This window comes from Variovorax sp. VaC1, assembly GCF_043658315.1.
In the GTDB taxonomy this organism is placed as follows: domain Bacteria; phylum Pseudomonadota; class Gammaproteobacteria; order Burkholderiales; family Burkholderiaceae_C; genus Variovorax.
Genome location: NZ_JBIGLT010000006.1, coordinates 205,626 through 226,258, shown reverse-complemented (window position 1 = coordinate 226,258; position 20,633 = coordinate 205,626). Strand labels below are relative to the sequence as shown.

The following is a 20,633-nucleotide window of genomic DNA, read 5'->3' as shown; positions in this document are numbered from 1 at the left end:
GGCGCCCGTTCATGACCACTACAAACAGGGTGCTGATCGTCGGCGCCGGCATCGCGGGTTGTGCCGCGGCCATCGCGCTGGCCGACAAGGGCATGCACGTCACGTTGATCGAGAAGCAGGCCGAGTGGCGCTTCCAGAGCTCGGGCATCTTCATCTACAGCAACGGGCTGGAGGCGTTGCGCAGCGTCGGGGTGCTGCCGCAGATCCTCGATGCGGGTTTCGGCATCGCGGACGGGCGCAACGTGTACCTCGACCACCACGGCGCGCCGATCGTCGATGTGTTCTATCCGCGCTCGCACGGCGGCGCGGTGCCGATCCTCGGCATCAAGCGTGCGGAGATGCATCGCATCCTTGCTGGCCGGCTCGGTGCGCTCGGTGTCGAAATCCGGCTGGCGACGACGGTGGAGAAGATCCATTCGCCCGCCGGAAGCGATCACGCACAGGTCACGCTGTCCGACGGATCGACGCAGCACTTCGACCTGATCATCGGCGCGGATGGCATCCGCTCGCAGGTCCGCGAGGCCGTGACCGGACCCGTGGCGCCGCGCTACACCGGCTTCGGCGTGTGGCGCAGCGTGCACGACCGCCCGCGCACGCTGGACGCGAAGATCATGATGATGGGCATCGGCAAGCGGCTGGGCATCATGCCGATCAGCGACGACAGGCTCTACATCTTCGGCACGGTGAGTGAACCGGCCGACCGCTGGTATCCACGGGCGCAATGGCCCGCGCTGATGCGCGAGCGGTTCGCGGAATTCGGTGGCCCGGCACGGCAGTTTCTCGATCAGCTCTCGGCGGATTCGGAAGTGCTCTACACGGCGGTCGAGGAAGTGCAGGCGCCCTTGCCATGGCACGCGGGCCGCGTGCTGCTGATCGGCGATGCGGCGCACGCCTCGACGCCGTTCATGGGGCAGGGCGGCGCGATGGCGGTCGAAGATGCCGTGGTGCTCGCCGGAATGCTTGCGGCGGACGGTATCAGCGAGCAGGTGCTGAAGGCCTTCGGTGAGCGCCGCTATCCCATGTGCCGGTTCGTTCAGGACGCCTCGCGCAAGGTCGGCGAGGCGGGTGCGGTGGAAGACGCCGAGAGTTGCGCGCGCCGCAACATGGCGATGCGGGAGATGGCCCAGCAGCAGGTCGATGCCTTCTATCGCGAACTCGATGCGCTGCGCGCGCCGCCGGTTTGACGGGCCTGCATATGCCCGGATGCAGCTAAGCATCTGACGAATACGTCGTTTGCGCAGAGGCGGGTGCGCGACAGAATCGCGCGCTTTGCCTTCCGCAACCGAGAGTCTTCCTTCCATGCGTGCCCATTCCCTGCTGAAACCCTTCCTTGCACTGTGGGCCGGTGCCTTGCTGGCCATGGGCGCGCAGGCGCAGCAACAGCAGCAGGCGGGAAGCTATCCGTCGAAGCCCGTGCACATCACGGTCGCCAACACGCCGGGCAGCTCGCCCGACGTGCTGGCGCGCTACCTCGCGCAGCGCCTGTCGGAGCAGTGGAAGCAGCCGGTGGTGGTCGACAACCGCGCCGGGGCGGCGGGCATCCTGGCGGCCGATGGGCTGGCCAAGGCGCAGCCCGACGGCTATTCGCTGCTGGTGGGCGCCGACGGGCCGATCACCATTCTTCCCAACATCCAGGCCGGCTTGCCCTACGACGCGCGGCGCGACCTCGTGCCGGTGGTGTCGCTCGGGCAGATCGACTTCGTGCTGGTGGCCAACCCGAAGACGGGCTTTCGCACCGTGACCGACTTCGTCCGCGCGGCCAAGGCGCATCCCGGCCACCTGAACTACGCCTCGGCCGGCAACGGCAGCCCGCAGCAGCTCAGCATGGAGCTGCTCAAGCAGAAGACGGGCATCTACGTCACCCACATCCCGTACCGGGGCGGGCCGCTCGGCATGCAGGACGTGATCGCGGGGCAGGTCGACGTGATGTTCATTGCCGTGGGCCCAGCGTTGCCGCACATCCGCAGCGGCCGGCTGGTGGCATTGGGCACCAGCGGCGAAAAGCGCCATGCCCTGTTGCCCGAAGTGCCGACCGTGGGCGAGAGCTACGCGGGCTACCGCTCGGGCACGTGGTTCGGCCTGTTCGCGCCGGCGCGCACGCCGCAGCCGGTGCTCGATGCCATCGCGGCCGAAGCCGGGCGCATCGTTCAGGCGCCGGCCGCCCGCGCCGAACTCGCGCTGCAGGGCATCGAGGCCACCGGCCATCCGCAGCGCCAGTTCCAGACGCAGGTGAACGCCGAGTACGCGCGCTACGCGCAGATCGTGAAGGCGGTCGGCATCAAGGCCGAGTAACTTTCGGCAACGACCGAACCGGCCGGCCGGTGCTCTGGCGAAGGCCTTGGTATGGCCGTCGCGGCGGGCTTGTGGTTTCGGGGCCTTCCTGGGTGGGGCAGCCCGAATGCGCTAAGGTCTGGCCATTCGCGTCTTTGAATACCTTTGCCCGACCATGTCCCGTCCCCCCATCGAAATCGAAACCGCCCCCAACCCCACCGCCACGGTGATCGTGATGCACGGCCTTGGCGCCGACGGCAACGACTTCGTGCCGATCGCCAATGAGCTCGACCTGTCGGGCGTGGGCCCGGTGCGCTTCGTGTTTCCCAATGCGCCGGTGATCCCCGTCACGCTGAATGGCGGCTACCAGATGCCGGCGTGGTTCGACATCGCGGCGGCCGATTTCAACGTGCAGGAAGACGCGGCCGGCCTGCGCCGCTCCCAGGCCACCATCGAGGCGGTGATCGCCAACGAAAAGGCCCGAGGCATTGCCGCCGACCGGATCGTGGTGGCGGGCTTTTCCCAGGGCTGCGCGATGGCGCTGCTGACCGGCCTGCGCCACACCGAGCGCCTGGCGGGCATCGTCGGCATGTCGGGCTGGTTGCCGCTGGCGGCCAGCACCGCGGCCGAGCGCCATGCGGCCAACCACGACACGCCGGTGTTCCTCGGCCACGGCCGGCAAGACCCGATGGTGCCCATTGCCAGGGCGCTCCAGTCGCGCGATGCGCTCGCAGCATTGGGTTACACCGTCGAGTGGCACGAGTACACGATGGCGCATTCGGTCTGCATGGAAGAAATTGCCGACCTGAACCGCTTCCTGCTGCGCGTGCTGGGCTGAACAGGCCCCCTCGCGCAGGCCCACGAGAGAAAAGGAGACAACGAAATGATCCTGGTCATCGGACACGCCCTCGCCAAGCCCGACACCCTGCAGGCGATGCTGGCCATCAGCGTGGAGCACGTGCTGCGCTCGCGCGCCGAGCCCGGCTGCATCTCGCACGAAGTCACGACCGACGTGCAAGACCCGCTGCGCCTGACCTTCGTGGAGCGCTGGAGCGACATGGCCACGCTGCAGGCCCACTTTCGCGTCGATGCCTCGCGCGCCTTCGGCAAGGCGCTCGCGGCCATGGCCGACGGCACGCCGGAGATCCACGTCTACCAGTCGGACGAGATCGACCTGTCGGCGGGCCGCGCCAAGGGCTGAATCGCGTTCGCCGAACAACCGGTCAACGACCATGCCGCTGCTGTTGTTTGCTATTAAAAAAGTAGCGCATCACAGGGTAGCCAACCCCGGGATTCCCTGCACGAGCAGTGCCCGCGCACCCGTGCTACCTTCCAGCCCCTCAGAAGATTGATGGGTGATAACAATATGAGCAACAGATTGCAGGAGAGGTTGGGTGCACTCTCAGCCGCACGCCTCCAGGGCATGCGCCGAGGGATCGAGAAGGAAAGCCTGCGCGCGCTGCCGGACGGCAAGCTCGCGCTGACGCCGCATCCGCTAGCGCTGGGCGCCGCGCTCACGCATCCGCACATCACGACCGACTTCAGCGAATCGCAGCTCGAACTCATCACGGGCGTGCACGCGGGCGTCGAATCGGCGCTCGAAGAGCTGACCCGGGTGCACCAGTTCACCTACCGCGTGCTCGACCAGCTGGGCGACGAGCGCCTCTGGGTGTCGAGCATGCCCTGCGGCCTGCCGACCGACGAAACCATTCCGATCGGCCGCTATGGCTCGTCGAACGTGGGTCGCGCCAAGAGCGTCTACCGCATGGGCCTGAGCCACCGCTATGGCCGCCGCATGCAGACCATCTCGGGCATTCACTACAACTGGTCGCTGCCCGACGTGTCGAGCGAGCAGTACTTTGCGCTGATCCGCAACTTCCGCCGCCACGCCTTCCTGCTGCTGTATTTGTTCGGTGCTTCGCCGGCGCTGTGTTCGAGCTTTGTCGCGGGCCGCCCGCACGAGCTGCAGCCGCTGGGCGACGGCAGCATGTTCATGCCGCACGGCACCTCGCTGCGCATGGGCCGCCTGGGCTACCAGAGCGACGCGCAGGCCTCGCTGGCCGTGAGCTACAACAGCCTCGACGGCTACGGCGCCTCGCTGCAGGACGCGCTCACGCGCCCGTGGCCAGCCTACGAAGCCATCGGCATCCGCAACCTGGGCGGCGACTACAACCAGCTCGGCACCAGCCTGTTGCAGATCGAGAACGAGTTCTACGGCACCATCCGCCCCAAGCGCGTGATCAACCCCGGCGAGCGCCCGCTGCATGCGCTGCGCGAGCGCGGCGTCGAATACGTCGAAGTGCGGCTGATGGACCTCGACCCCTTCGAGACCGTCGGCATCAACGCGCAGACCATGCGCTTCATCGACGTGTTCCTGCTGCACTGCCTGCTGAGCGACAGCCCCGACGACACGCCGCAAGAAATTGCCGACCTCGCCCGCAACCAGCACCTGACGGCCGCGCGCGGCCGCGAGCCGGGCCTGCGCCTTGCGCGTGGCGGCAGCGAAGTGGTGCTGGCCGACTGGGGCCTCGAGCTGGTAGAGCAATGCCTGCCCATCGCCGCCGCGCTCGATGCCGCCCACGGTGGCACGCAGCACACCGAGGCGGTGCACGCCGCCAGGGCCGCGCTGCAGAACCCCGACAGCCTGCCTTCGGCACGCGTGCTCGCGGCCATCGAGCAGCAGCACGGCAACTCCTTCGTCGGTTTCGTGCGGGCCCAGTCCGAACAGACTCGCGCCACCTTGCTGGGCCTGCCGTTCTCGGCCGCGCAACAGGCCGAGTTCGAGCAGATGACGGCCGAGTCGATCCAGGAGCAAAAGCGCATCGAGGCGGCCGACACGCTGCCCTTCGAGATCTACCGCGAGCAGTACGTCTCGCCCGCGCGCCTGGGCATGGCGCGCGGCCGCATGGCCGTCGCTGCCTAGCTCGACATCCAACGGCGGACAGCGGCGGGGGCCGATGGCCTACAGGGTTTGACCTGTATGGCCCACCGCACGCGCCGCCGGGGCTGCGAGGATGGCATCCATGCATTGCGCAAGCTCCGACCCGGCGAGGTCGCCATGACTTTCAAGGCCTACCTGGTGGAGGACAGCCCCGTGATCCGTGAGAACCTCGTCGGTTTTCTGGAGGACGTGGCCGACGCGGAGGTCGTCGCTTCGGCCAGCACCGAAGACGAAGCCATCACCTGGCTGGGCCTGCACCGCGACGACTGGGACATGACCATCGTCGACCTGTTCCTCAAGCGCGGCAACGGGCTCGGCGTGATCCACGCGTGCCGCAACCGCGCACCGCACCAGAAGGTGGTGGTGCTCAGCAACTACGCCACCGCCGACATGCGCCAGCGCTCCGAACAGCTGGGCGCCGATGCCTTCTTCGACAAATCGGCCGAGCTCGACCAGCTCGTGGCCTATTGCGACCTGGTCCGTTCGTCGCACGAGTGACTGGGGCCGCGCGCGGGTGACTGCGCCGGGGTGTCTTTCTGGGGTAAAACGCCACGCTGCCGCTGTGCGGCAACCGAATACCGGCAACTCCCAAGGAAAGCGACAGAGACACCATGAGCAGCAGCAACAGCATTGACTTCAAGGGCCGCGTGGCCATCGTGACCGGCGCGGGCGGCGGCCTGGGCCGCCAGCATGCGCTGGCCCTGGCGGCGCGCGGCGCCAAGGTGGTGGTCAACGATCTGGGTGGCGCGCGCGACGGCTCCGGTGGCTCGGTCAGCGCCGCGCAGGCGGTGGTCGACGAGATCAAGGCCGCTGGCGGCGAAGCCATTGCCAACGGCGCGTCGGTCACCGATTTCGCGGCCGTGCAGGCCATGGTCAAGCAGGCGGTGGATGCCTGGGGCCGCGTCGACATCCTCGTGAACAACGCCGGCATCCTGCGCGACAAGAGCTTCGCCAAGATGGAGCTGGCCGACTTTCAGCTCGTGGTCGACGTGCACCTGATGGGCGCCGTGAACTGCACCAAGGCCGTTTGGGCGCTCATGAACGAGCAGAAGTACGGCCGCATCGTGATGACCACCTCGTCCACCGGCCTGTACGGCAACTTCGGCCAGAGCAACTACGGCGCCGCCAAGCTGGCGCTGGTGGGCCTGATGCAGACGCTGAGCATCGAAGGCGCCAAGAACGACATCCGCGTGAACTGCCTGGCGCCCACCGCCGCCACCCGCATGACCGAGGACCTGTTTCCCAAGGACATGCTCGAAGCCTTCCAGCCCGAGGCCGTGGTGCCCGCCATGCTGGTGCTGGCCTCACAGGACGCACCCAACCGCACCGTGCTGTGCGCCGGCGCCGGCGTGTTCGAAGCCGCCCACATCACGCTGACGCAGGGCGCGTGGCTGGGCATCGGCCCAGACGTGCCCGAGCAGTTGGCCGAACGGCTGGCCGAAGTGACTTCGCGCGATGGGGAGGCCGTGCCGCAAAGCGGTGCCGCACAAGGAGGCAACGAGGTCGCCAAGGCGAAGGCCGGAGCGGGCGCCCGCAAGGGCTGAGCGCACGGCGCCGTTCATGGCGCCGTTCGTGGCGCTTGACCTCGAGTGCACTCGAGCATTTCCAATGAATTTTCCGGGCTTCCCGGTTCCATCATTCATCGAGGAAATCACGCCATGAACACCACCATCGACAACAAGGCCCTGGTTCAGCGCATCCATGCCGAGCTGGACAAGGGCAACGGCCAGGTCTTCGTCGACAGCCTGGCCGATGACGCCTGCTGGACACTGGAAGGCACCACGCCGTGGTCGCGCACCTATGCGGGCAAGAAGGCGATCCGCGAAGAGCTGCTGAAGCCGCTCTTCGCGCAGTTCGCGGGCCCCTACGTGAGCAAGACCGAGCGCATCATTGCCGAAGGCGACCGCGTGGTCGTGCTCTTCAGCGGCGACGTGCCCACCAAGGCCGGCAAGCGCTACAACAACCGCTACTGCTACATCTACCGACTCGAAGGAGGCCAGGTGAAAGAGCTGACGGAGTACTTCGATACCGCACTGGTGCAGGAGGCGCTCGATGCGCCTTCGGCCGTGGCCCATGCCGGCCACTGAGCCGCTCGCCGCGCCGGTGGCGGCACCCGCATCGGCGAAAGGCACGCCTTTCCACATCGGTGAACTGGCCATGCGCACCGGCCGCACGGTGCACGCCATCCGCTGGTACGAGACGCAGGGCCTGGTGCCCGGCGTGGCGCGCGACGATGGTGGCCGGCGTCTTTATGGCGAACTGCACGTGGGCTGGCTCGACCTGATGGAGCGGCTGCGCCGCACCGGCATGTCGATCGCCGAGATGCGCGAATACACGGCGCTGGCGGTGCAGGGCAAGGTCACGCTGCGCGAGCGGCGCGATCTGCTCGCGGCGCATCGCGCGCGCGTGACCGAGACCATCGCCGAATGGAAGAGGGCACTGTCGCTGGTCGACCGCAAGATCGATTTCTACGACGCGTGGATCGCAAGCGGCCACCGGCCGCCGCTCATTCCCGCCGAGACGCCGAGCCTCAAGCCGCCGAACAGACGCAAGGGGAAAGCCCGATGACCGACACCACCCTCGCTCCCTTGCCGCTGCCCGTGGACATCCGTTCGCGCCAGGTCGACAACGGCAACGGCCTGTCGATGCACGTGCTCGAAGCCGGCTTCGAGGCACCGGGCCGGCCCTGCGTGCTGTTGCTGCACGGCTTTCCGGAGCTGGCCTACAGCTGGCGCAAGGTGATGCTGCCGCTGGCCGAGGCGGGCTATCACGTGGTCGCGCCCGACCAGCGTGGCTATGGCCGCACCACCGGCTGGCAGCAGGGCTACGACGCAGGGCTCGACGAGTTCCGCCTGCTCAACCTCGTGCGCGATGCGCTCGGGCTGCTGGCTGTGCTGGGGCATGACTCGGTGGCCGCCGTGGTAGGCCATGACTTCGGTTCGCCGGTGGCGGCGTGGTGCGCGCTGACGCGACCCGACGTGTTTCGCTCGGTCGTGCTGATGAGCGCGCCCTTCGGCGGTCCGCCGCCAGCTGCAACGGCCGGGCTGGCCGAGGCCACGCGGCAGTTGCTCGACGGCCTCGCGGCGCTGCAGCCGCCGCGCCAGCACTACCAGTGGTACTACTCGACGCGCGAGGCCAATGGCCACATGCAGCACGCACCGCAAGGCCTGCACGCCTTCCTGCGCGCCTACTACCACCACAAGAGCGCCGACTGGCCCGGCAACCAGCCATTCAGGCTGGCCGCGATGAGCGGCGCCGAACTGGCCCGCCTGCCGAGCTACTACGTGATGCGCGCCGACCGGACCATGGCCGAGACCGTGGCCGAGGAAATGCCGTCGCCCGAACAGATCGCCGCCTGCCGCTGGCTGCCCGACGACGAACTGGCCACCTACGCCGCCGAGTACGCGCGCACCGGCTTTCAGGGCGGGCTGCAGTGGTATCGCTGCGGCACCAGCGGCCGCTACACCGCCGAGATGCAGGCCTGGTCGGGCCGCACGATCGACGTGCCCTCGTGCTTCATTGCGGGCCGCAGCGACTGGGGCATCTACCAGAAGCCCGGGGATTTCGAGGCGATGCAGGCCACGGCCTGCACGCGGATGCGCGGCGTGCACCTCATCGAAGGCGCGGGCCACTGGGTGCAGCAGGAGCAGCCCGGCGAGGTGAGCCGCCTGCTGCTCGGCTTTCTGCGCAAAGAGGCTACTCGGCGGTAAAGCCCGCGTCCTTGCGGATCGAGCCGCGGTCGCGGTGGTTGTTCAGGCGTCCCAGCGTGCTGTCGAGCAGGCGCTTGAGCTTGTCGGCCGCGCCGCGAAAGGCCTCGTCGAGCGTGTTGGCGTGCTGCGTCACGGCCAGGGGCTGGTGGTGTGCAAGGCGGGCTTCCATCACGCAGCGCTTGTCGCCGCCGCCGGCCTTGTCGTGGTTCTCGTCGCTCAGATGCACTTCGACGCGCGTCACGTCTTCGATGAAACGGCTCAGATGCTGCTTGATCTCCGTGTCGGCCCAGCGTTCCAGCGTGTCCTTGTTCTCGATGCCGTTGCTCGTGTTGACCTGAATCTGCATGCAATGTCCCTGCTGGATGGATGAACGAGTGCCCACTGTGCGCCCTGAAGCGCCCCGGTGTCCGTAGGCCTTTTACCTACCCACGAGCCGGGCAGGGTCCGCAATTCGCCGGGCTTGATCAGCTCTGGATGTACGTGGTCAACTGTTCGATGGTCGCCTCGTGGTCCGAGATGATGTCGTCCATCAAGTCCTGGATGGAAATCATGCCCACCACCTTGTCGCCGTCCACCACCGGCAGGTGGCGGAACTTGCGCTGGCTCATCAGCGTCATGCAGGCGCGCGTGCGGGTCTGCGGGGTGACGGTCATCACGTCGGGCGTCATGATCTCCGAGACCTTCATCTCCTTCGAATTCTTGCCCTGCAGCGCCACCTTGCGGGTGTAGTCGCGCTCGGAAAGAAAGCCCACCAGCTTTTCGCCGTCCATCACCATCAGCGCGCCCACCTCGAAGTGGGCCAGCGTGGCCAGCGCGTCGAACACGCTGGAATCGGGCGAGGTGCGCCAGGCCGCGGAATCGTGACGCTTGAGCAGTTCGGAGACGGGTTTCATCGCGGTAACTCCATGAATAAAGTTTCGATTCACACCGACGCGCGTGCGCCGCACTCGGTCAAATGATAGGGGCGCGATGGCCCCTCGCGATGCAAAACCCTCTAGGGGATTGCGCGTGTGCGCCGTGCGAGAACTTAAGGCTGCGCCGGTGCTGCCGATGCGGCCAGCACGCGGCTGAGCGCCACCGCGTCGCCGACCACCGTCTTCACGAGGCCCTTGTCGTCGAAGTTGACCTGGAACTCCGACCAGCTGTCACGCCAGTAGCGCCACGTGGGCGCGTCGAGGCTGGGGTTCTCGCTGGCCACCGGATAGCCGATGGCCATCAGCACCTGCTCGCGCGTCATGCCGGGCATCACCTTCGCGGCCAGGATCGCGTCGCGGACCGCGGGCGCAAACGCCGCCATCTTCTGCTTGGGGTCGGTGGTCACCACGTAGCGCTGCGCGAATTCGGGCAGCGTGATGTTGCGGCTGTAGTCGTTCTTGATGCGCTGGGGCTTGCCGCCGAGGTCGAGGCTGAACCAGCGGAAGTCGTAGCCCGTGATGCGCGCCGGCGTGCCGACCGCGACGATGCGAGTGCCCTGCTCGTCGTAGTTGATGTCGCTGATCGACTCGCCGTAGGTCCGCATGTTGCAGCACAGGAAGCCGTCGAGCATCGGGCCGGGCGGCGGCGAAGGCCGCTGGGCATGGACGATGGTGGCGGGCAGGGCGGTGGCTGCCAGCAGGGCGGCAGCGGCAAGGCGCTTGAGCATGGATGTCCCTCGGGTGTCTTTGTTGAAATGGCTGCGCGGGCGCAGCGCGGGGATTCTAGGATCGATCTCGCCCGCAACGAAGGCAGAATGGCGGCCTTCAGCTATCAAAGATATAGCAGCCAGCTACTGTTCAGGTTCGCGGGCCACAATCCTCCCCCGGCCCTTGGCCGACCCCTTCCAGACAGCGCGAAAGAAAGAGCATCCATCGATGGCGATCCAGTGGTTCCCCGGGCACATGTACACGACCCAGAAGGCCATCACCGAGCGGGTGAAGGACATCGACGTGGTCATCGAGCTGCTCGACGCGCGCCTGCCCGGCTCCAGCGCCAACCCGATGCTGGCCGAGCTCACGGCCGGGCGGCCCACGCTCAAGGTGCTCAACAAGCAGGACCTGGCCGACCCGGCGCGCACGCTGCTCTGGCTCGCGCACTACAACGCGTTGCCCGACACGCGCGCCATCGGCCTCGATGCCAGCCAGACCACGCCCGCGCAGCAGATCGTGCGCGCCTGCCACGAGCTTTCGCCCCGGCGCGGCGGCATGGCCAAGCCGATGCGCGTGCTGATCTGCGGCATTCCGAACGTGGGCAAGTCGACCCTCATCAACACCCTGACCGGCGGGCGCAAGGCCAAGACCGGGGACGAGGCCGGCATCACCAAGCTCGAGCAGCGCATCACGCTGGCCGACGACTTCTACCTGTGGGACACGCCCGGCATGCTGTGGCCGCGCATCGTGGTGCCCAAGAGCGGCTACAACCTCGCGGCCAGCGGCGCCATCGGGCGCAATGCCTTCGACGAGGAAGAAGTGGCGCTCGAGCTGCTCAACTACCTCAAGGTCAACTACGCCGACGGCGTGGCCGCGCGCTTCAAGCTCGTGGAGCTCGACGCCGCCACCATGGCCGGGATGAAGGACGAGGCACTGCTCGACACCATCGGCCGCAAGCGCGGCGCGTTGCTGGGCAAGGGCAAGGTCAATCTGCAGAAGGCCGCCGAGATCGTGATGCACGAGTTTCGCGCGGGCAACCTCGGGCGCATCACGCTCGAAACGCCTGAAGAGTTCCTGCAGTGGCTGGCCGAAGGCCAACGCATCGATGCGGAGCGTGCCGCGAAGAAAGCGGCGCGTGGGAAGAAGGGCAAGCAGAAGCCCGAAAGTGCGCCCGAGGCCACGCCGGAAGGCGACGCCTGACGCCCAGCGCCTTCTGCTGTTGCAAGGGCTGCCTTGCAGCAGCCCGGCTCAGTCCAGCGCGAACAACCCCGCCGCCGCTTCGCTGAGCGCCGCCAGCCGGTGCGAATCGGGCGTGGGCCCCGCGGCCTTCAGCGCGCGCTGGTACATCGCGATGCGGGTGGCCGAAACCGGCCGGCACAGCGGCCGGCTCAGGTGCAGCGAAAAGCGCCGGTCGGGCACCACGTAGCGCCCCGGATTCAGCCGCGCAAAGCGGATGTAGGCCTGCAGCGCAAAGAGCATGTCGGCATGCAACGCGTCCATGCGCTTTTCGGCGTCCTTGCCGATCTGTGCGTGGCCCTTGGCGTCTTTCGTCACCGGCAGGCCGAGGATGTCGGCCATGTCGATCTCGAAATGCGTGAAGTCGCCGTACGGGCGCTTGCAGTCGATCAGGAAGGTCTGCCAGTTCGCCCGCTGCAGCAGGCGGATGTGCTCGTCCGTGACGTCGAAGCTCGCGCGCTTGCCGAAGGGCGGCAGAAAGGCGTAGTGCCCGGCCGCGAAGCTCGCGTGCAAAAAGAAGGCGGACGCCACGTTCACGAAGCGGTCGAAGGCCGGCGACTGGCCGCCGTCGAGCAGCTCGCCGAACTGTTCGAGCGACATGTCGGCGGGCACGATGGCGGGCGCGCCCGATTCGCAGTCGATCCACTCGGCATGGCTGCGGCGGAAGGTGTCGATGTCGTCCTGCGTGATCGCGATGCTGCCCGGGGCAGGCGTCTGCGGTGGAGCGGCCGCTGCGGGCACGTCTTTCTGCCCGCAGCCGGCGGCGGCGAGCAGGGCAGAGGCGGCGCTTGCGGCCGACAGGGCAAGCACACCCCGTCGATGGATCCAACTCACGATTTTTCTCCAAGGGAAAACGTTTCGGCCCCCGAGGATGCCACGACGGCCTGACCCCTGACTGAAACCCCGGTGTAGGCTTGCCCGCATCGACATCGCGAGGAGCGACATGACGGATGCAACGCAGGGCCGGGCCGACGAGGCCGACGACAGCTCTCCGGGCTGGGACGCCATCAGCGGCGCGCTCGACCGCCTCTACCCCGGACAGGAACCGAAGCATTACGGCACGGTCATCAAGTGGATGCTCGGCGGGCCCGATCCGCTCGACGGCATCAGCGCCTGGAAGCGCATGGACCCGGTGCCGCACTGGCACTTCGTGAGCTACGGGCTGACCGAGCTGTACCGCAAGGAATCGGACGACGCCGACACCAGCGGCTACGGCTTCGAGCTGACCTTCCGGCTGGCCTGCCATCCCGTCGAAGAGGAGCCGCCCGCCTGGGCCATCAACTTCCTGCAGAACCTGGCGCGCTACGTGTTCAACAGCGGCAACGTGTTCGACGACGGCCACTGGATGACGGCCAACGGCCCCATTGCCCTGGAGCGCGAAACGCTGATCTGCTCGATGGGCTTCGTGTTCGACCCCGAACTGCCGGCCATCGACACGCCGCACGGGCGCGTGGACTTCCTCCAGGTGGTCGGCCTCACGTTCGACGAAGAGCGCGCCGCCAAGCAATGGCAGACCCGCAAGCTGCTCGACGTGCTGCTGCCCGACATGCCGCTGTGGGTGACCGACTTGGCGCGGCCTTCGCTGCTCGACAACGCCGAGGTGCGTGCGCGGGTGGCCGAAGGCACGCAGCGCGATGGTTCGTCGAGCGGATTTCTCTTTACCGACGTGCTCGGCTGGAAAGTGAAGAAGCGCCTGCTGCGCACGCCCCTCACCGAGATCGTGCTGGGCGCGCGCCAGGTCGATGAACTCGTCACGCTGCTGCCGCTGCGGCTGCCCTTCGGCCGGGGCTTTCGCGTCGCCGGCCGAGAAGGCGCGCTGGTGTTCGAGCGCGGCGACGCCAACAGCGTGAGCGAGAGCGACGGCCAACTGACGCTGCAACTGACCGACGACGCGGTGCGCGAACTGGCCCGCACACTGCAGCCGCGCGCCGGCACCTACACCCTCGAAAGCCTGGACAGCGTGCGCTGGCAGATCGAGAAGACCACGATCAAGGACGCCAGCGGCAAGGTCGTTCGCACCGTCGGCTGAAGCGCTGGGGCCCGCCCACTATCATCGAAACATGCAACGTCTCACGCGCCAGCGCAACGCAGTTTTCTCCGCCTTCAGCGACGCCGGTCGCGTACTCACCGCCCCCCAGATCCTGGAGCGCGCACGCGAGATCGTTCCCGAAATCAGCCTGTCGACCGTGTACCGCCAGGTGTCGCTGCTGCTGGCGGACGGCGAGATCGCGAAGGTCGAATTGCCGGGCGAGCCGGCGCGCTACGAAGTGGCGTGCAAGCCCGATGCGCATCGCCATTCGCAGCACGACGGCAAAGAGGCCGACCACCACCATCACTACTTTCATTGCGCGGGCTGCGGGCAGGTCTTTCTGCTGCACGCCTGCCCGGGGCCGATGGACGATCTCGTGCCCAAGGGCTTCCAGGTGCAAAGCCACGAGGTGACCTTGCACGGGCTGTGCGCATCGTGCGCGGACACGAACGGCAAGAAGGCGCGCACGCCAAAAGCGCACTGAGCCGCTTCGGGCGGACGGCCGTTGCAGGGGCGGCGGCATGGCGGGGTAGGGTGGCGGTCAGGGTCTCGATGTTATTGAGAATGAATTCTCAATAACGTATAGTCTCGGGTCTTCCTCCTTTCGGCCTACCTATGCAAGTCCTGTCCTCCCTCAAAGAAGCAAAGAAGCGCCACCGCGATTGCCAGGTGGTGACGCGGCGCGGCCGCACCTACGTCATCTGCAAGTCCAACCCACGCTTCAAGGCCAGGCAGGGCGGCGCGAAAAACAAGCACAAGCGTTGATCGCAACCTGAAGGGCCGCGGCGCGCCCATGCGCCGCCGCTGACCCTTCCGCCTCTTTTTCTTTCGCGCGCTGGCGGCCTTCGCCGGCGCCCAGACCACCACTGAACACAAGCATCGGCGCATGCCCGCCGGGGCTGGCCTGCGCGCGTTTTTTTTCAAACCGGAACCTCTTCATGCTCCGAGCCATCGGCCTTACCAAACAGTACGGGACGCACACCGCGCTCGACCGTCTCGACCTCGACATCCGCGCGGGCGACATCTACTGCCTGCTCGGCGCGAACGGGGCCGGCAAGACGACGACCATCAACCTGTTCCTGAACTTCATCGCGCCGACCGCTGGCACGGTCGAGATCAACGGCATCGACGTCACGCGCCACCCGGTCGCCACCAAGCAGCACGTGGCCTACATCCCCGAGCAGGTCACGCTGTACGGCACCTTGTCGGGGCTGGAAAACCTGCGCTTCTTCGCCGGGCTGGCGCTGGGCCGCGAGCTGCCGCGCAACCGGCTGCTCGAGCTGATGACCGAGGTCGGGCTCGACCATGCGGCGGCCGACAAGCGCGTGTCTGCGTACTCGAAAGGCATGCGCCAGAAGGTGTGGATCGCGGTGGCGCTGGCCAAGCAGGCCAAGGCGCTGTTGCTCGACGAGCCCACCTCGGGGCTCGACCCGCAGGCGGCCAGCGAGTTCTCGGGCCTGCTGCGGCGCGCCGCCGACAACGGCGTGGCCGTGCTCACCACCACGCACGACCTGTTCCATGCGCAGCAGACCGCCACGCGCGTCGGGATCATGAAGCGCGGGCTGCTCGTCGAAAGCCTGGACGGCGACGCGCAGATCGCGCGCACCGACCTGCAGTCGCTCTACCTTCAGCACATGAGGGCATAGGCATGTCGCTCATCTGGATCGCAAGGCGCGAATTTCTCGAACGCCTGCGCGACGGGCGCCTGTACTGGGCTGGCGGACTGGTGCTGGTATTGCTGCTCACCGCGCTCGCGGTCGGCTGGACGCACCAGCGCGACGCCCGCGCCGAACAACACGCCGCGCAAGCCATGGACTACCGCGACTGGCTGCAGCAAGACCGGCGCCATCCGCATGATGCCGCGCACCAGGGCATGCACGCCTTCAAGCCCGAAGCCGCGCTGGCCATGATGGACCCGGGCATCAACCCCTACATCGGCAGCACCGTGTGGCTGCAGGCACATCGCCAGAGCGAGGTGAAGTTCAACGCCGCGCAAGACGCGACCGGTCTGCAGCGCTTCGGCAACCTGTCGGTCGGCTGGATCCTGCAGGTGCTCGGGCCGCTGCTGGTGATCGTGCTCGGCTTCAACGCCTTCGCGGGCGAGCGCGAACAAGGCATCCTGCGCCAGACCCTGAGCCTGGGCGTGTCGCCCCTTCGGTTGCTCGGCGGCAAGGCATTGGCGTTGGTGGCTTCGCTGGCGGTGTTGCTGGTGCCGGCCGCCATCGTCGCGGCCATCGCGGTGGCCGTCGGCGCGGGGCCCGGCGACCGGCTCGACGCGCTGCTGCGGCTGGCCGCATGGGCGCTCGGCTACGCCGTGTACCTCGGCATCTTCGTGTTCCTGGTGCTGGGCGTGTCGGCGGCGTCGTCGACCTCGCGCATGGCGATCACCGTGCTGCTGGCGCTGTGGATCGGGCAGGCGGTGATGGCGCCGCGCGTGATGTCGGAACTCTCGCGCGCATGGTTCCCCAGCCCCACGCGGCTGGCCTTCGACCAGGCCCTGGACGCCGAGCGCAAGGCCGTGTCCGACGCGGTCTGGCAGAAGAACTTCGGCACCACCGAGCGCTGGGGGCGCGACGTGCCGTTGTCGAAGTGGGGCCTGGCACTGCGGCTCGACGACCAGTCGTCGTACGCCGTCTACGACCGCCACTACGGCCGCCTCTGGGACACCTGGGAGCAGCAGCAGACGGTGCAGGAATGGAGCGGCCTCTTGCTGCCCATCCTTGCGATCCGCAGCTTCTCGATGGGCATGGCCGGCACCGACTTCGCGCACCACCGCAGCTTCACGACAGAGGCCGAACTGCATCGCCGCGACATCCAGGACCTGATGAGCCAGGACCTCGTGGCACACGCCGATCCGTTGGGCGACCGTCACTTCGCCTACCAGGCGCCGCGCGAACTGTGGGCCACCGTGCCGCCGTTCGACTACCACCCGCCCGGCGCGACGTGGGCGCTGCGGCACCAGGCGCGCAGCCTTGCGGTGTTGTGCGTGGCGCTGTTGCTGGCCGCCGCCTTCGCGGCCTTCACCACCGTGCGCCAGCGTGCGCTGTGAGGGGACGGGCATGACCATGAACACACCTCTCCAACCCTCGCAGGGCCGTCGCCTGTTGGCCGTGATGCGGCAGGAATGCCGCTTGATGCTCGCCGAGCGCGGCCTCTGGCTCGTCGGCGCGCTGTTCCTGCTGCTGGTGGCCTATGCCCTCGGCAACGGCCTGCTGCAAAGCGCGCACCGCGACCGCGCGCAGGCGGCCGTGGCAAAGGCCGACCGCGACACCCGCGCCGCGCAGCGCGTGCAGCTCGAAGCGATCCTTGCGGGCACCGCGCAGCCCACGCCGTTCCAGAACCCGGCCGATCCATCGCGCATGGCGAGCAGCTACGGCGGCCATCACGCGTTGCTGCCGACCGCGCCGCTCGGACCCGTGGCTCTGGGGCAGAGTGATCTGTTCCCGAGCCAGTACGAGGTCACGAACCAGAGCCGTGTCGTGTTCATGAACCCGAGCGACATCGAAAGCCCGTGGCACCTGATGAGCGGGCATTTCGACCTGGCCTTTGTCATCGTCTACCTGCTGCCCTTGCTGATCTTCGCGCTCAGCTACAACCTGCTGTCGGCCGAGCGCGAGAACGGCACCTTGCGCCTGCTGCTGTCGCAGCCGCTGCGCCTGCGCACGCTGCTCGCGGGCAAGCTCTCGGTGCGCGCCGCGGTGCTGCTGGGGCCGGCGGTGCTGCTGCCGGTGGCGGTGTTGCTGATCGCGCGGCAGGCCGGGTGGATCGGCACCGCGGGCAGTGCGGGCGATGCAGGCAGCGCCACGCTCTGGTGGGCCTTGCTGGTGGGCGCCTATGCGCTCTTCTGGTTTGCGCTGGTGGTCGCGGTCAACGCCTTCGGTGCCTCGTCGGCGACGAATGCGATGGTGCTGGTCATCGCATGGGTGCTGCTGGTGCTGGTCGCGCCGGTGCTGCTCAACCTCGCCGTCACGCAGGCCAGCCCCGCGCCTTCGCGCACCGAACTCGCCACGCGCCAGCGCGTGGTCACCGCCGAGGCCATGAAGCGGCATGCGGACCTGCTGAGTGCCGACTACCAGCATGTCGGGCGTGGCGCGATCCTTCTGCCGCGCGACGGCAAGATCGAAATTGCCGGCCGCGCGCTGGCCATGTACGCCATCGACCGCGAGGTCGACGACGCCATCCGGCCCGAGCTGGATCGTTTCGACGCGCAGCAGGCGCGCCAGCAGGTGCTGGTGGGGCGCTTCGGCGCGGTGTCGCCGGCGGCGGTGGCGTACGAAGGCATGACCGCGCTGGCCGGCACCGGCGCGCGCCGCCATGCGCGCTTCGACGCGCAGACGGTCGCCTACCACGAGGCGTGGAAGGCCTTCTTCTTCCCGCGCATCGACGCGCGCGATGCACTCTCGCCAGCCGACTTCGACCGCATTCCGGCCTTCACCTGGCAGGAGGAGCCCGCCGCGCTCGTGCGCAACCAGGCCGCGCTCGCCGTGCTGCAACTGCTGCTGCCGAGCCTGCTGCTGTTCGGCGTGGCCGCGTGGCGGTTGCGCCGCTTCTCGGTCGCCTGAGCGTCCGTTCCGTTTTCTTTCCAGCCTTCAGAAACAATCCAATGACCCCGTTCATCCGCACGGCCATGGCAGTGGCTGCCGCCACCGTCTTCCAGCCTTCCTACGCGCAACAAGCCAATGCCGAGCTTGGCACCGTCACCATCGAGGGCAGCCGCGACGCCAACAGCCTGCATCTCGAGGAGTCGAGCGGCACCGCGTCGCGGCTCGGCCTGTCGGTGCGCGAGACACCGGCCTCGGTCGAGATCCTGTCGCAAGACGCCATGCAGCAGCGCGGCGCGCGCACCTTCAGCGAGGCGTTGCGCGGCATGGCCGGCCTGTCGGGCGGCGGCCCGCCGTCGTCGCCGACCACGCTGTCCACGCGCGGCTTCACGAGCATCATGTATCTGTACGACGGCGTTCGCAGCTCCGGTGCGGGCGTGGTCAACCGGGTGCAGGACACCTGGAACTACGACCGCATCGAAGTGCTGAAGGGCCCGGCCTCGGTGCTCGATGGCGAAGGCGCCATCGGCGGCGTCGTCAACTTCGTGACCAAGCGGCCCGACCGCGACAATCCGCACAAGGAGGCCTTGTTGTCCTACGGCAGCTATGGATCGACGCGCGCGGCCTTCGGTTTCGGCGGTGCGCTCGGCGACGCCAGCGCCTACCGGCTGGACTACAGCCGCAACGACACTAAGGTCGGCACCATCGCGCGCAACGGCGAGCGCATCGACCACTTCACCAGCGGGCTGATGGTCGACTTCGGCGGCTCGGTCAAGCTCGACCTGGCCTTCGACTACCTGCGCGACAACAACCAGGCCTACTGGGGCACGCCGCTGGTGCCGCGCAGCTTTGCCACGCAGCCGACCGGCGTGGTCAGCACGCCCGACGGCCGCGTGATCGACCGGCGCATGACGGGCATCAACTACAACGTGCTCGACGACGACAACTCGTCTGAAACCTACTGGCTGCGCGCACGCCTGACGGGGCAGCTCGATGGCGGCTGGTCGTGGCGCAACGAGTTCTCGGCCAACAAGGCGAAGCGCATGTTCCGCAACTCGGAGTTCGCCGCCTTCGAGCAGCCGGGCAACATCGGGCGCGACCAGACGATGATTTCGCACGATCAGGACTTCTGGCTCAACCGCTTCGACGCCACCCACAAGGGCACGCTCGGCGGCATGGACAACCGCTTCGTCGTCGGCGGCGAATACAGCGAAACGCGCTTCGGCAGCCAGCGCCGCTTTTCAAACGGCAGCGCCAGCACCGCGAACGCATTGCGCGTGTCGGTGTTCAACCCGTACGTTGGCCTGTTCAACGACGACCCGGCCCTCAGCGTGGGCGGCGGCAACCGCACCAACACCACGGCCAAGGTGAAGGTCACCTCGGTCTTCATGGAAGACGCGCTCAAGCCGATGCGCAACCTCACGCTGGTCGGCGGCCTGCGCCACGACCGCACCGAAGTCGAACGCGGCATCCTCGACCTGAACCTGGCCACGCTCAACCGCTTCGGCACCAGCTACCGCTCGACCTCGGGCCGGCTCGGCGCGGTGTATGACATCACGCCGCAGTCGAGCATTTACGCGCAGTACACCAACGCCACGCTGCCGGTGAACTCGCTGTTCCTGCTGTCGGCGTCGAACGCGGCGTTTCCGATGTCGCGCGGCAAGCAGGCCGAGGTGGGTTTCAAGCAGAGCATTCCCGAAGCCAACCTGGAGTGGACGGCGGCGGTCTACAAGATCGAGCTGAGCAACGTGCTCTCGCGTGACCCGAACAACGTCGCCAACACCGTGAACAACGGGCGCCAGTCTTCGCGCGGCATCGAGCTGTCGACCGTGTGGCGGCCCACGCGTGAATGGACGCTGGCGGGCAATCTTGCGGCGCTCGATGCGCGCTTCGACACGCTGGTCGAGGCGGGTGGCGTCTCGCGCGTGGGCAAGACGCCGCCGAACGTGCCCGAGCGCGTGGCCAATCTCTTCGCGACCCACCGGCCCGACGGCTCGAAGTTCGAGTACTTCGTGTCGCTGAACCGCACCGGCCACATGTTCACCGACAACGCCAACCTGATCCGCATCAACGGCTACACCACCATGGATGCGGCGGTGAGCTACCGGCTCGAGAAGGCGCTGCTGACCTTCCGCGTGCGCAACCTGACCGACAAGCTCTACGCCACCTGGGCCGGCCGCGCGACCAGCCAGGTGCTGCTGGCGCCACGGCGCACCTTCGAGCTGTCGGCCAAGTTCGACTTCTGATGCGCCCGGTGATGCGCCCGGTGATTCGCCCGGT

22 protein-coding genes are annotated in these 20,633 nt (G+C 67.8%); 18 read left to right on the top strand and 4 right to left on the bottom strand.

Annotation, left to right across the window (positions count from 1 at the left end; translation table 11 throughout):
- Nucleotides 1–11 precede the first annotated feature (11 nt).
- From ACGLHS_RS23945 to ACGLHS_RS23900, 10 genes are all read left to right on the top strand, one after another.
- Nucleotides 12–1,184 (top strand): FAD-dependent oxidoreductase, encoded by a 1,173-nt coding sequence (locus ACGLHS_RS23945; protein WP_394483840.1) that lies wholly within the window; start codon nt 12–14, stop codon nt 1,182–1,184.
- A 115-nt stretch (nt 1,185–1,299) separates the two neighbouring features.
- Complete coding sequence (locus tag ACGLHS_RS23940; RefSeq protein WP_394483838.1) at nt 1,300–2,292, top strand: Bug family tripartite tricarboxylate transporter substrate binding protein; 993 nt, start codon at nt 1,300–1,302, stop codon at nt 2,290–2,292.
- 154 nt (nt 2,293–2,446) lie between these two features.
- Nucleotides 2,447–3,109 (top strand): alpha/beta hydrolase, encoded by a 663-nt coding sequence (locus ACGLHS_RS23935; protein ID WP_394483836.1) that lies wholly within the window; start codon nt 2,447–2,449, stop codon nt 3,107–3,109.
- Nucleotides 3,110–3,154: 45 nt separating this feature from the next.
- Nucleotides 3,155–3,472, top strand: coding sequence for a putative quinol monooxygenase (locus ACGLHS_RS23930; RefSeq protein ID WP_093239088.1), 318 nt, complete (start codon nt 3,155–3,157; stop codon nt 3,470–3,472).
- Between the two features lie 165 nt (nt 3,473–3,637).
- Nucleotides 3,638–5,194: a glutamate--cysteine ligase gene (gene gshA, locus ACGLHS_RS23925; protein ID WP_093239090.1), complete on the top strand. Its 1,557-nt coding sequence runs from the start codon at nt 3,638–3,640 to the stop codon at nt 5,192–5,194.
- 135 nt (nt 5,195–5,329) lie between these two features.
- Nucleotides 5,330–5,710 carry a response regulator transcription factor gene (locus ACGLHS_RS23920; RefSeq protein ID WP_093239461.1) on the top strand — a complete coding sequence of 127 codons (381 nt, stop codon included), beginning with the start codon at nt 5,330–5,332 and terminating at the stop codon, nt 5,708–5,710.
- 113 nt (nt 5,711–5,823) lie between these two features.
- Nucleotides 5,824–6,756, top strand: a complete 933-nt coding sequence (locus ACGLHS_RS23915) for an SDR family NAD(P)-dependent oxidoreductase (protein ID WP_093239091.1) — start codon at nt 5,824–5,826, stop codon at nt 6,754–6,756.
- Nucleotides 6,757–6,870: 114 nt separating this feature from the next.
- Nucleotides 6,871–7,299: a nuclear transport factor 2 family protein gene (locus tag ACGLHS_RS23910; RefSeq protein ID WP_394483833.1), complete on the top strand. Its 429-nt coding sequence runs from the start codon at nt 6,871–6,873 to the stop codon at nt 7,297–7,299.
- Nucleotides 7,286–7,780: a MerR family transcriptional regulator gene (locus tag ACGLHS_RS23905; RefSeq protein WP_394484340.1), complete on the top strand. Its 495-nt coding sequence runs from the start codon at nt 7,286–7,288 to the stop codon at nt 7,778–7,780. Before ACGLHS_RS23910 ends, ACGLHS_RS23905 begins: the two co-directional genes overlap by 14 nt.
- A complete protein-coding gene (locus ACGLHS_RS23900; RefSeq protein WP_394483831.1) occupies nt 7,777–8,922 on the top strand; it encodes an alpha/beta fold hydrolase in 1,146 nt (381 codons plus the stop codon). Before ACGLHS_RS23905 ends, ACGLHS_RS23900 begins: the two co-directional genes overlap by 4 nt.
- Here the strand turns inward: ACGLHS_RS23900 and ACGLHS_RS23895 are convergent.
- From ACGLHS_RS23895 to bamE, 3 genes are all read right to left on the bottom strand, one after another.
- Nucleotides 8,909–9,268, bottom strand: coding sequence for an HPF/RaiA family ribosome-associated protein (locus ACGLHS_RS23895; protein ID WP_093239097.1), 360 nt, complete (start codon nt 9,266–9,268; stop codon nt 8,909–8,911). The two genes, ACGLHS_RS23900 and ACGLHS_RS23895, sit on opposite strands and share 14 nt — an antisense overlap.
- Nucleotides 9,269–9,386: 118 nt before the next feature.
- Nucleotides 9,387–9,815 (bottom strand): CBS domain-containing protein, encoded by a 429-nt coding sequence (locus ACGLHS_RS23890; RefSeq protein ID WP_093239099.1) that lies wholly within the window; start codon nt 9,813–9,815, stop codon nt 9,387–9,389.
- A 134-nt stretch (nt 9,816–9,949) separates the two neighbouring features.
- Nucleotides 9,950–10,564, bottom strand: coding sequence for an outer membrane protein assembly factor BamE (bamE, locus tag ACGLHS_RS23885; protein ID WP_394483828.1), 615 nt, complete (start codon nt 10,562–10,564; stop codon nt 9,950–9,952).
- 208 nt (nt 10,565–10,772) lie between these two features.
- Here bamE and ylqF point away from each other — a divergent pair, with 208 nt between their 5' ends.
- Nucleotides 10,773–11,747: a ribosome biogenesis GTPase YlqF gene (ylqF, locus tag ACGLHS_RS23880; protein ID WP_394483826.1), complete on the top strand. Its 975-nt coding sequence runs from the start codon at nt 10,773–10,775 to the stop codon at nt 11,745–11,747.
- Nucleotides 11,748–11,795: 48 nt separating this feature from the next.
- Here ylqF and ACGLHS_RS23875 read toward each other — a convergent pair whose 3' ends face one another.
- Entirely contained in the window at nt 11,796–12,617 is an 822-nt protein-coding gene (locus tag ACGLHS_RS23875) for a hypothetical protein (protein ID WP_394483824.1), read from the bottom strand.
- A gap of 109 nt (nt 12,618–12,726) precedes the next feature.
- Here ACGLHS_RS23875 and ACGLHS_RS23870 point away from each other — a divergent pair, with 109 nt between their 5' ends.
- The 7 genes from ACGLHS_RS23870 to ACGLHS_RS23840 all read left to right on the top strand — a co-directional run bounded on the left by ACGLHS_RS23870 (nt 12,727) and on the right by ACGLHS_RS23840 (nt 20,599).
- On the top strand, nt 12,727–13,812 hold the full coding sequence (locus ACGLHS_RS23870) for a suppressor of fused domain protein (RefSeq protein WP_394483822.1): 1,086 nt from the start codon (nt 12,727–12,729) through the stop codon (nt 13,810–13,812).
- A 31-nt stretch (nt 13,813–13,843) separates the two neighbouring features.
- On the top strand, nt 13,844–14,296 hold the full coding sequence (locus ACGLHS_RS23865) for a Fur family transcriptional regulator (RefSeq protein WP_394483820.1): 453 nt from the start codon (nt 13,844–13,846) through the stop codon (nt 14,294–14,296).
- A 131-nt stretch (nt 14,297–14,427) separates the two neighbouring features.
- Nucleotides 14,428–14,577 carry a type B 50S ribosomal protein L36 gene (gene ykgO / locus ACGLHS_RS23860; protein WP_125951190.1) on the top strand — a complete coding sequence of 50 codons (150 nt, stop codon included), beginning with the start codon at nt 14,428–14,430 and terminating at the stop codon, nt 14,575–14,577.
- A 173-nt stretch (nt 14,578–14,750) separates the two neighbouring features.
- Nucleotides 14,751–15,458, top strand: coding sequence for an ABC transporter ATP-binding protein (locus ACGLHS_RS23855; RefSeq protein WP_394483818.1), 708 nt, complete (start codon nt 14,751–14,753; stop codon nt 15,456–15,458).
- A 2-nt stretch (nt 15,459–15,460) separates the two neighbouring features.
- Complete coding sequence (locus tag ACGLHS_RS23850) at nt 15,461–16,861, top strand: ABC transporter permease subunit (RefSeq protein WP_394483816.1); 1,401 nt, start codon at nt 15,461–15,463, stop codon at nt 16,859–16,861.
- A gap of 16 nt (nt 16,862–16,877) precedes the next feature.
- On the top strand, nt 16,878–18,374 hold the full coding sequence (locus tag ACGLHS_RS23845) for an ABC transporter permease subunit (protein ID WP_394483814.1): 1,497 nt from the start codon (nt 16,878–16,880) through the stop codon (nt 18,372–18,374).
- Nucleotides 18,375–18,415: 41 nt separating this feature from the next.
- Nucleotides 18,416–20,599 carry a TonB-dependent receptor gene (locus tag ACGLHS_RS23840; protein WP_394483812.1) on the top strand — a complete coding sequence of 728 codons (2,184 nt, stop codon included), beginning with the start codon at nt 18,416–18,418 and terminating at the stop codon, nt 20,597–20,599.
- Nucleotides 20,600–20,633: the final 34 nt, after the last annotated feature.

Bases quoted from the DNA above. Each gene is read 5' to 3' on its own strand.
- ACGLHS_RS23930 (WP_093239088.1), top strand. From the start codon at position 3,155: ATGATCCTGGTCATCGGACACGCCCTCGCCAAGCCCGACACCCTGCAG.
- ACGLHS_RS23920 (WP_093239461.1), top strand. From the start codon at position 5,330: ATGACTTTCAAGGCCTACCTGGTGGAGGACAGCCCCGTGATCCGTGAG.
- ACGLHS_RS23855 (WP_394483818.1), top strand. From the start codon at position 14,751: ATGCTCCGAGCCATCGGCCTTACCAAACAGTACGGGACGCACACCGCG.
- ykgO (WP_125951190.1), top strand. From the start codon at position 14,428: ATGCAAGTCCTGTCCTCCCTCAAAGAAGCAAAGAAGCGCCACCGCGAT.
- ACGLHS_RS23935 (WP_394483836.1), top strand. From the start codon at position 2,447: ATGTCCCGTCCCCCCATCGAAATCGAAACCGCCCCCAACCCCACCGCC.
- ACGLHS_RS23915 (WP_093239091.1), top strand. From the start codon at position 5,824: ATGAGCAGCAGCAACAGCATTGACTTCAAGGGCCGCGTGGCCATCGTG.
- ACGLHS_RS23895 (WP_093239097.1), bottom strand. From the start codon at position 9,268: ATGCAGATTCAGGTCAACACGAGCAACGGCATCGAGAACAAGGACACG.
- bamE (WP_394483828.1), bottom strand. From the start codon at position 10,564: ATGCTCAAGCGCCTTGCCGCTGCCGCCCTGCTGGCAGCCACCGCCCTG.
- gshA (WP_093239090.1), top strand. From the start codon at position 3,638: ATGAGCAACAGATTGCAGGAGAGGTTGGGTGCACTCTCAGCCGCACGC.
- ACGLHS_RS23840 (WP_394483812.1), top strand. From the start codon at position 18,416: ATGACCCCGTTCATCCGCACGGCCATGGCAGTGGCTGCCGCCACCGTC.
- ACGLHS_RS23940 (WP_394483838.1), top strand. From the start codon at position 1,300: ATGCGTGCCCATTCCCTGCTGAAACCCTTCCTTGCACTGTGGGCCGGT.
- ACGLHS_RS23850 (WP_394483816.1), top strand. From the start codon at position 15,461: ATGTCGCTCATCTGGATCGCAAGGCGCGAATTTCTCGAACGCCTGCGC.
- ACGLHS_RS23945 (WP_394483840.1), top strand. From the start codon at position 12: ATGACCACTACAAACAGGGTGCTGATCGTCGGCGCCGGCATCGCGGGT.
- ACGLHS_RS23905 (WP_394484340.1), top strand. From the start codon at position 7,286: ATGCCGGCCACTGAGCCGCTCGCCGCGCCGGTGGCGGCACCCGCATCG.
- ACGLHS_RS23870 (WP_394483822.1), top strand. From the start codon at position 12,727: ATGACGGATGCAACGCAGGGCCGGGCCGACGAGGCCGACGACAGCTCT.
- ACGLHS_RS23845 (WP_394483814.1), top strand. From the start codon at position 16,878: ATGAACACACCTCTCCAACCCTCGCAGGGCCGTCGCCTGTTGGCCGTG.
- ACGLHS_RS23900 (WP_394483831.1), top strand. From the start codon at position 7,777: ATGACCGACACCACCCTCGCTCCCTTGCCGCTGCCCGTGGACATCCGT.
- ACGLHS_RS23890 (WP_093239099.1), bottom strand. From the start codon at position 9,815: ATGAAACCCGTCTCCGAACTGCTCAAGCGTCACGATTCCGCGGCCTGG.
- ACGLHS_RS23910 (WP_394483833.1), top strand. From the start codon at position 6,871: ATGAACACCACCATCGACAACAAGGCCCTGGTTCAGCGCATCCATGCC.
- ACGLHS_RS23865 (WP_394483820.1), top strand. From the start codon at position 13,844: ATGCAACGTCTCACGCGCCAGCGCAACGCAGTTTTCTCCGCCTTCAGC.
- ylqF (WP_394483826.1), top strand. From the start codon at position 10,773: ATGGCGATCCAGTGGTTCCCCGGGCACATGTACACGACCCAGAAGGCC.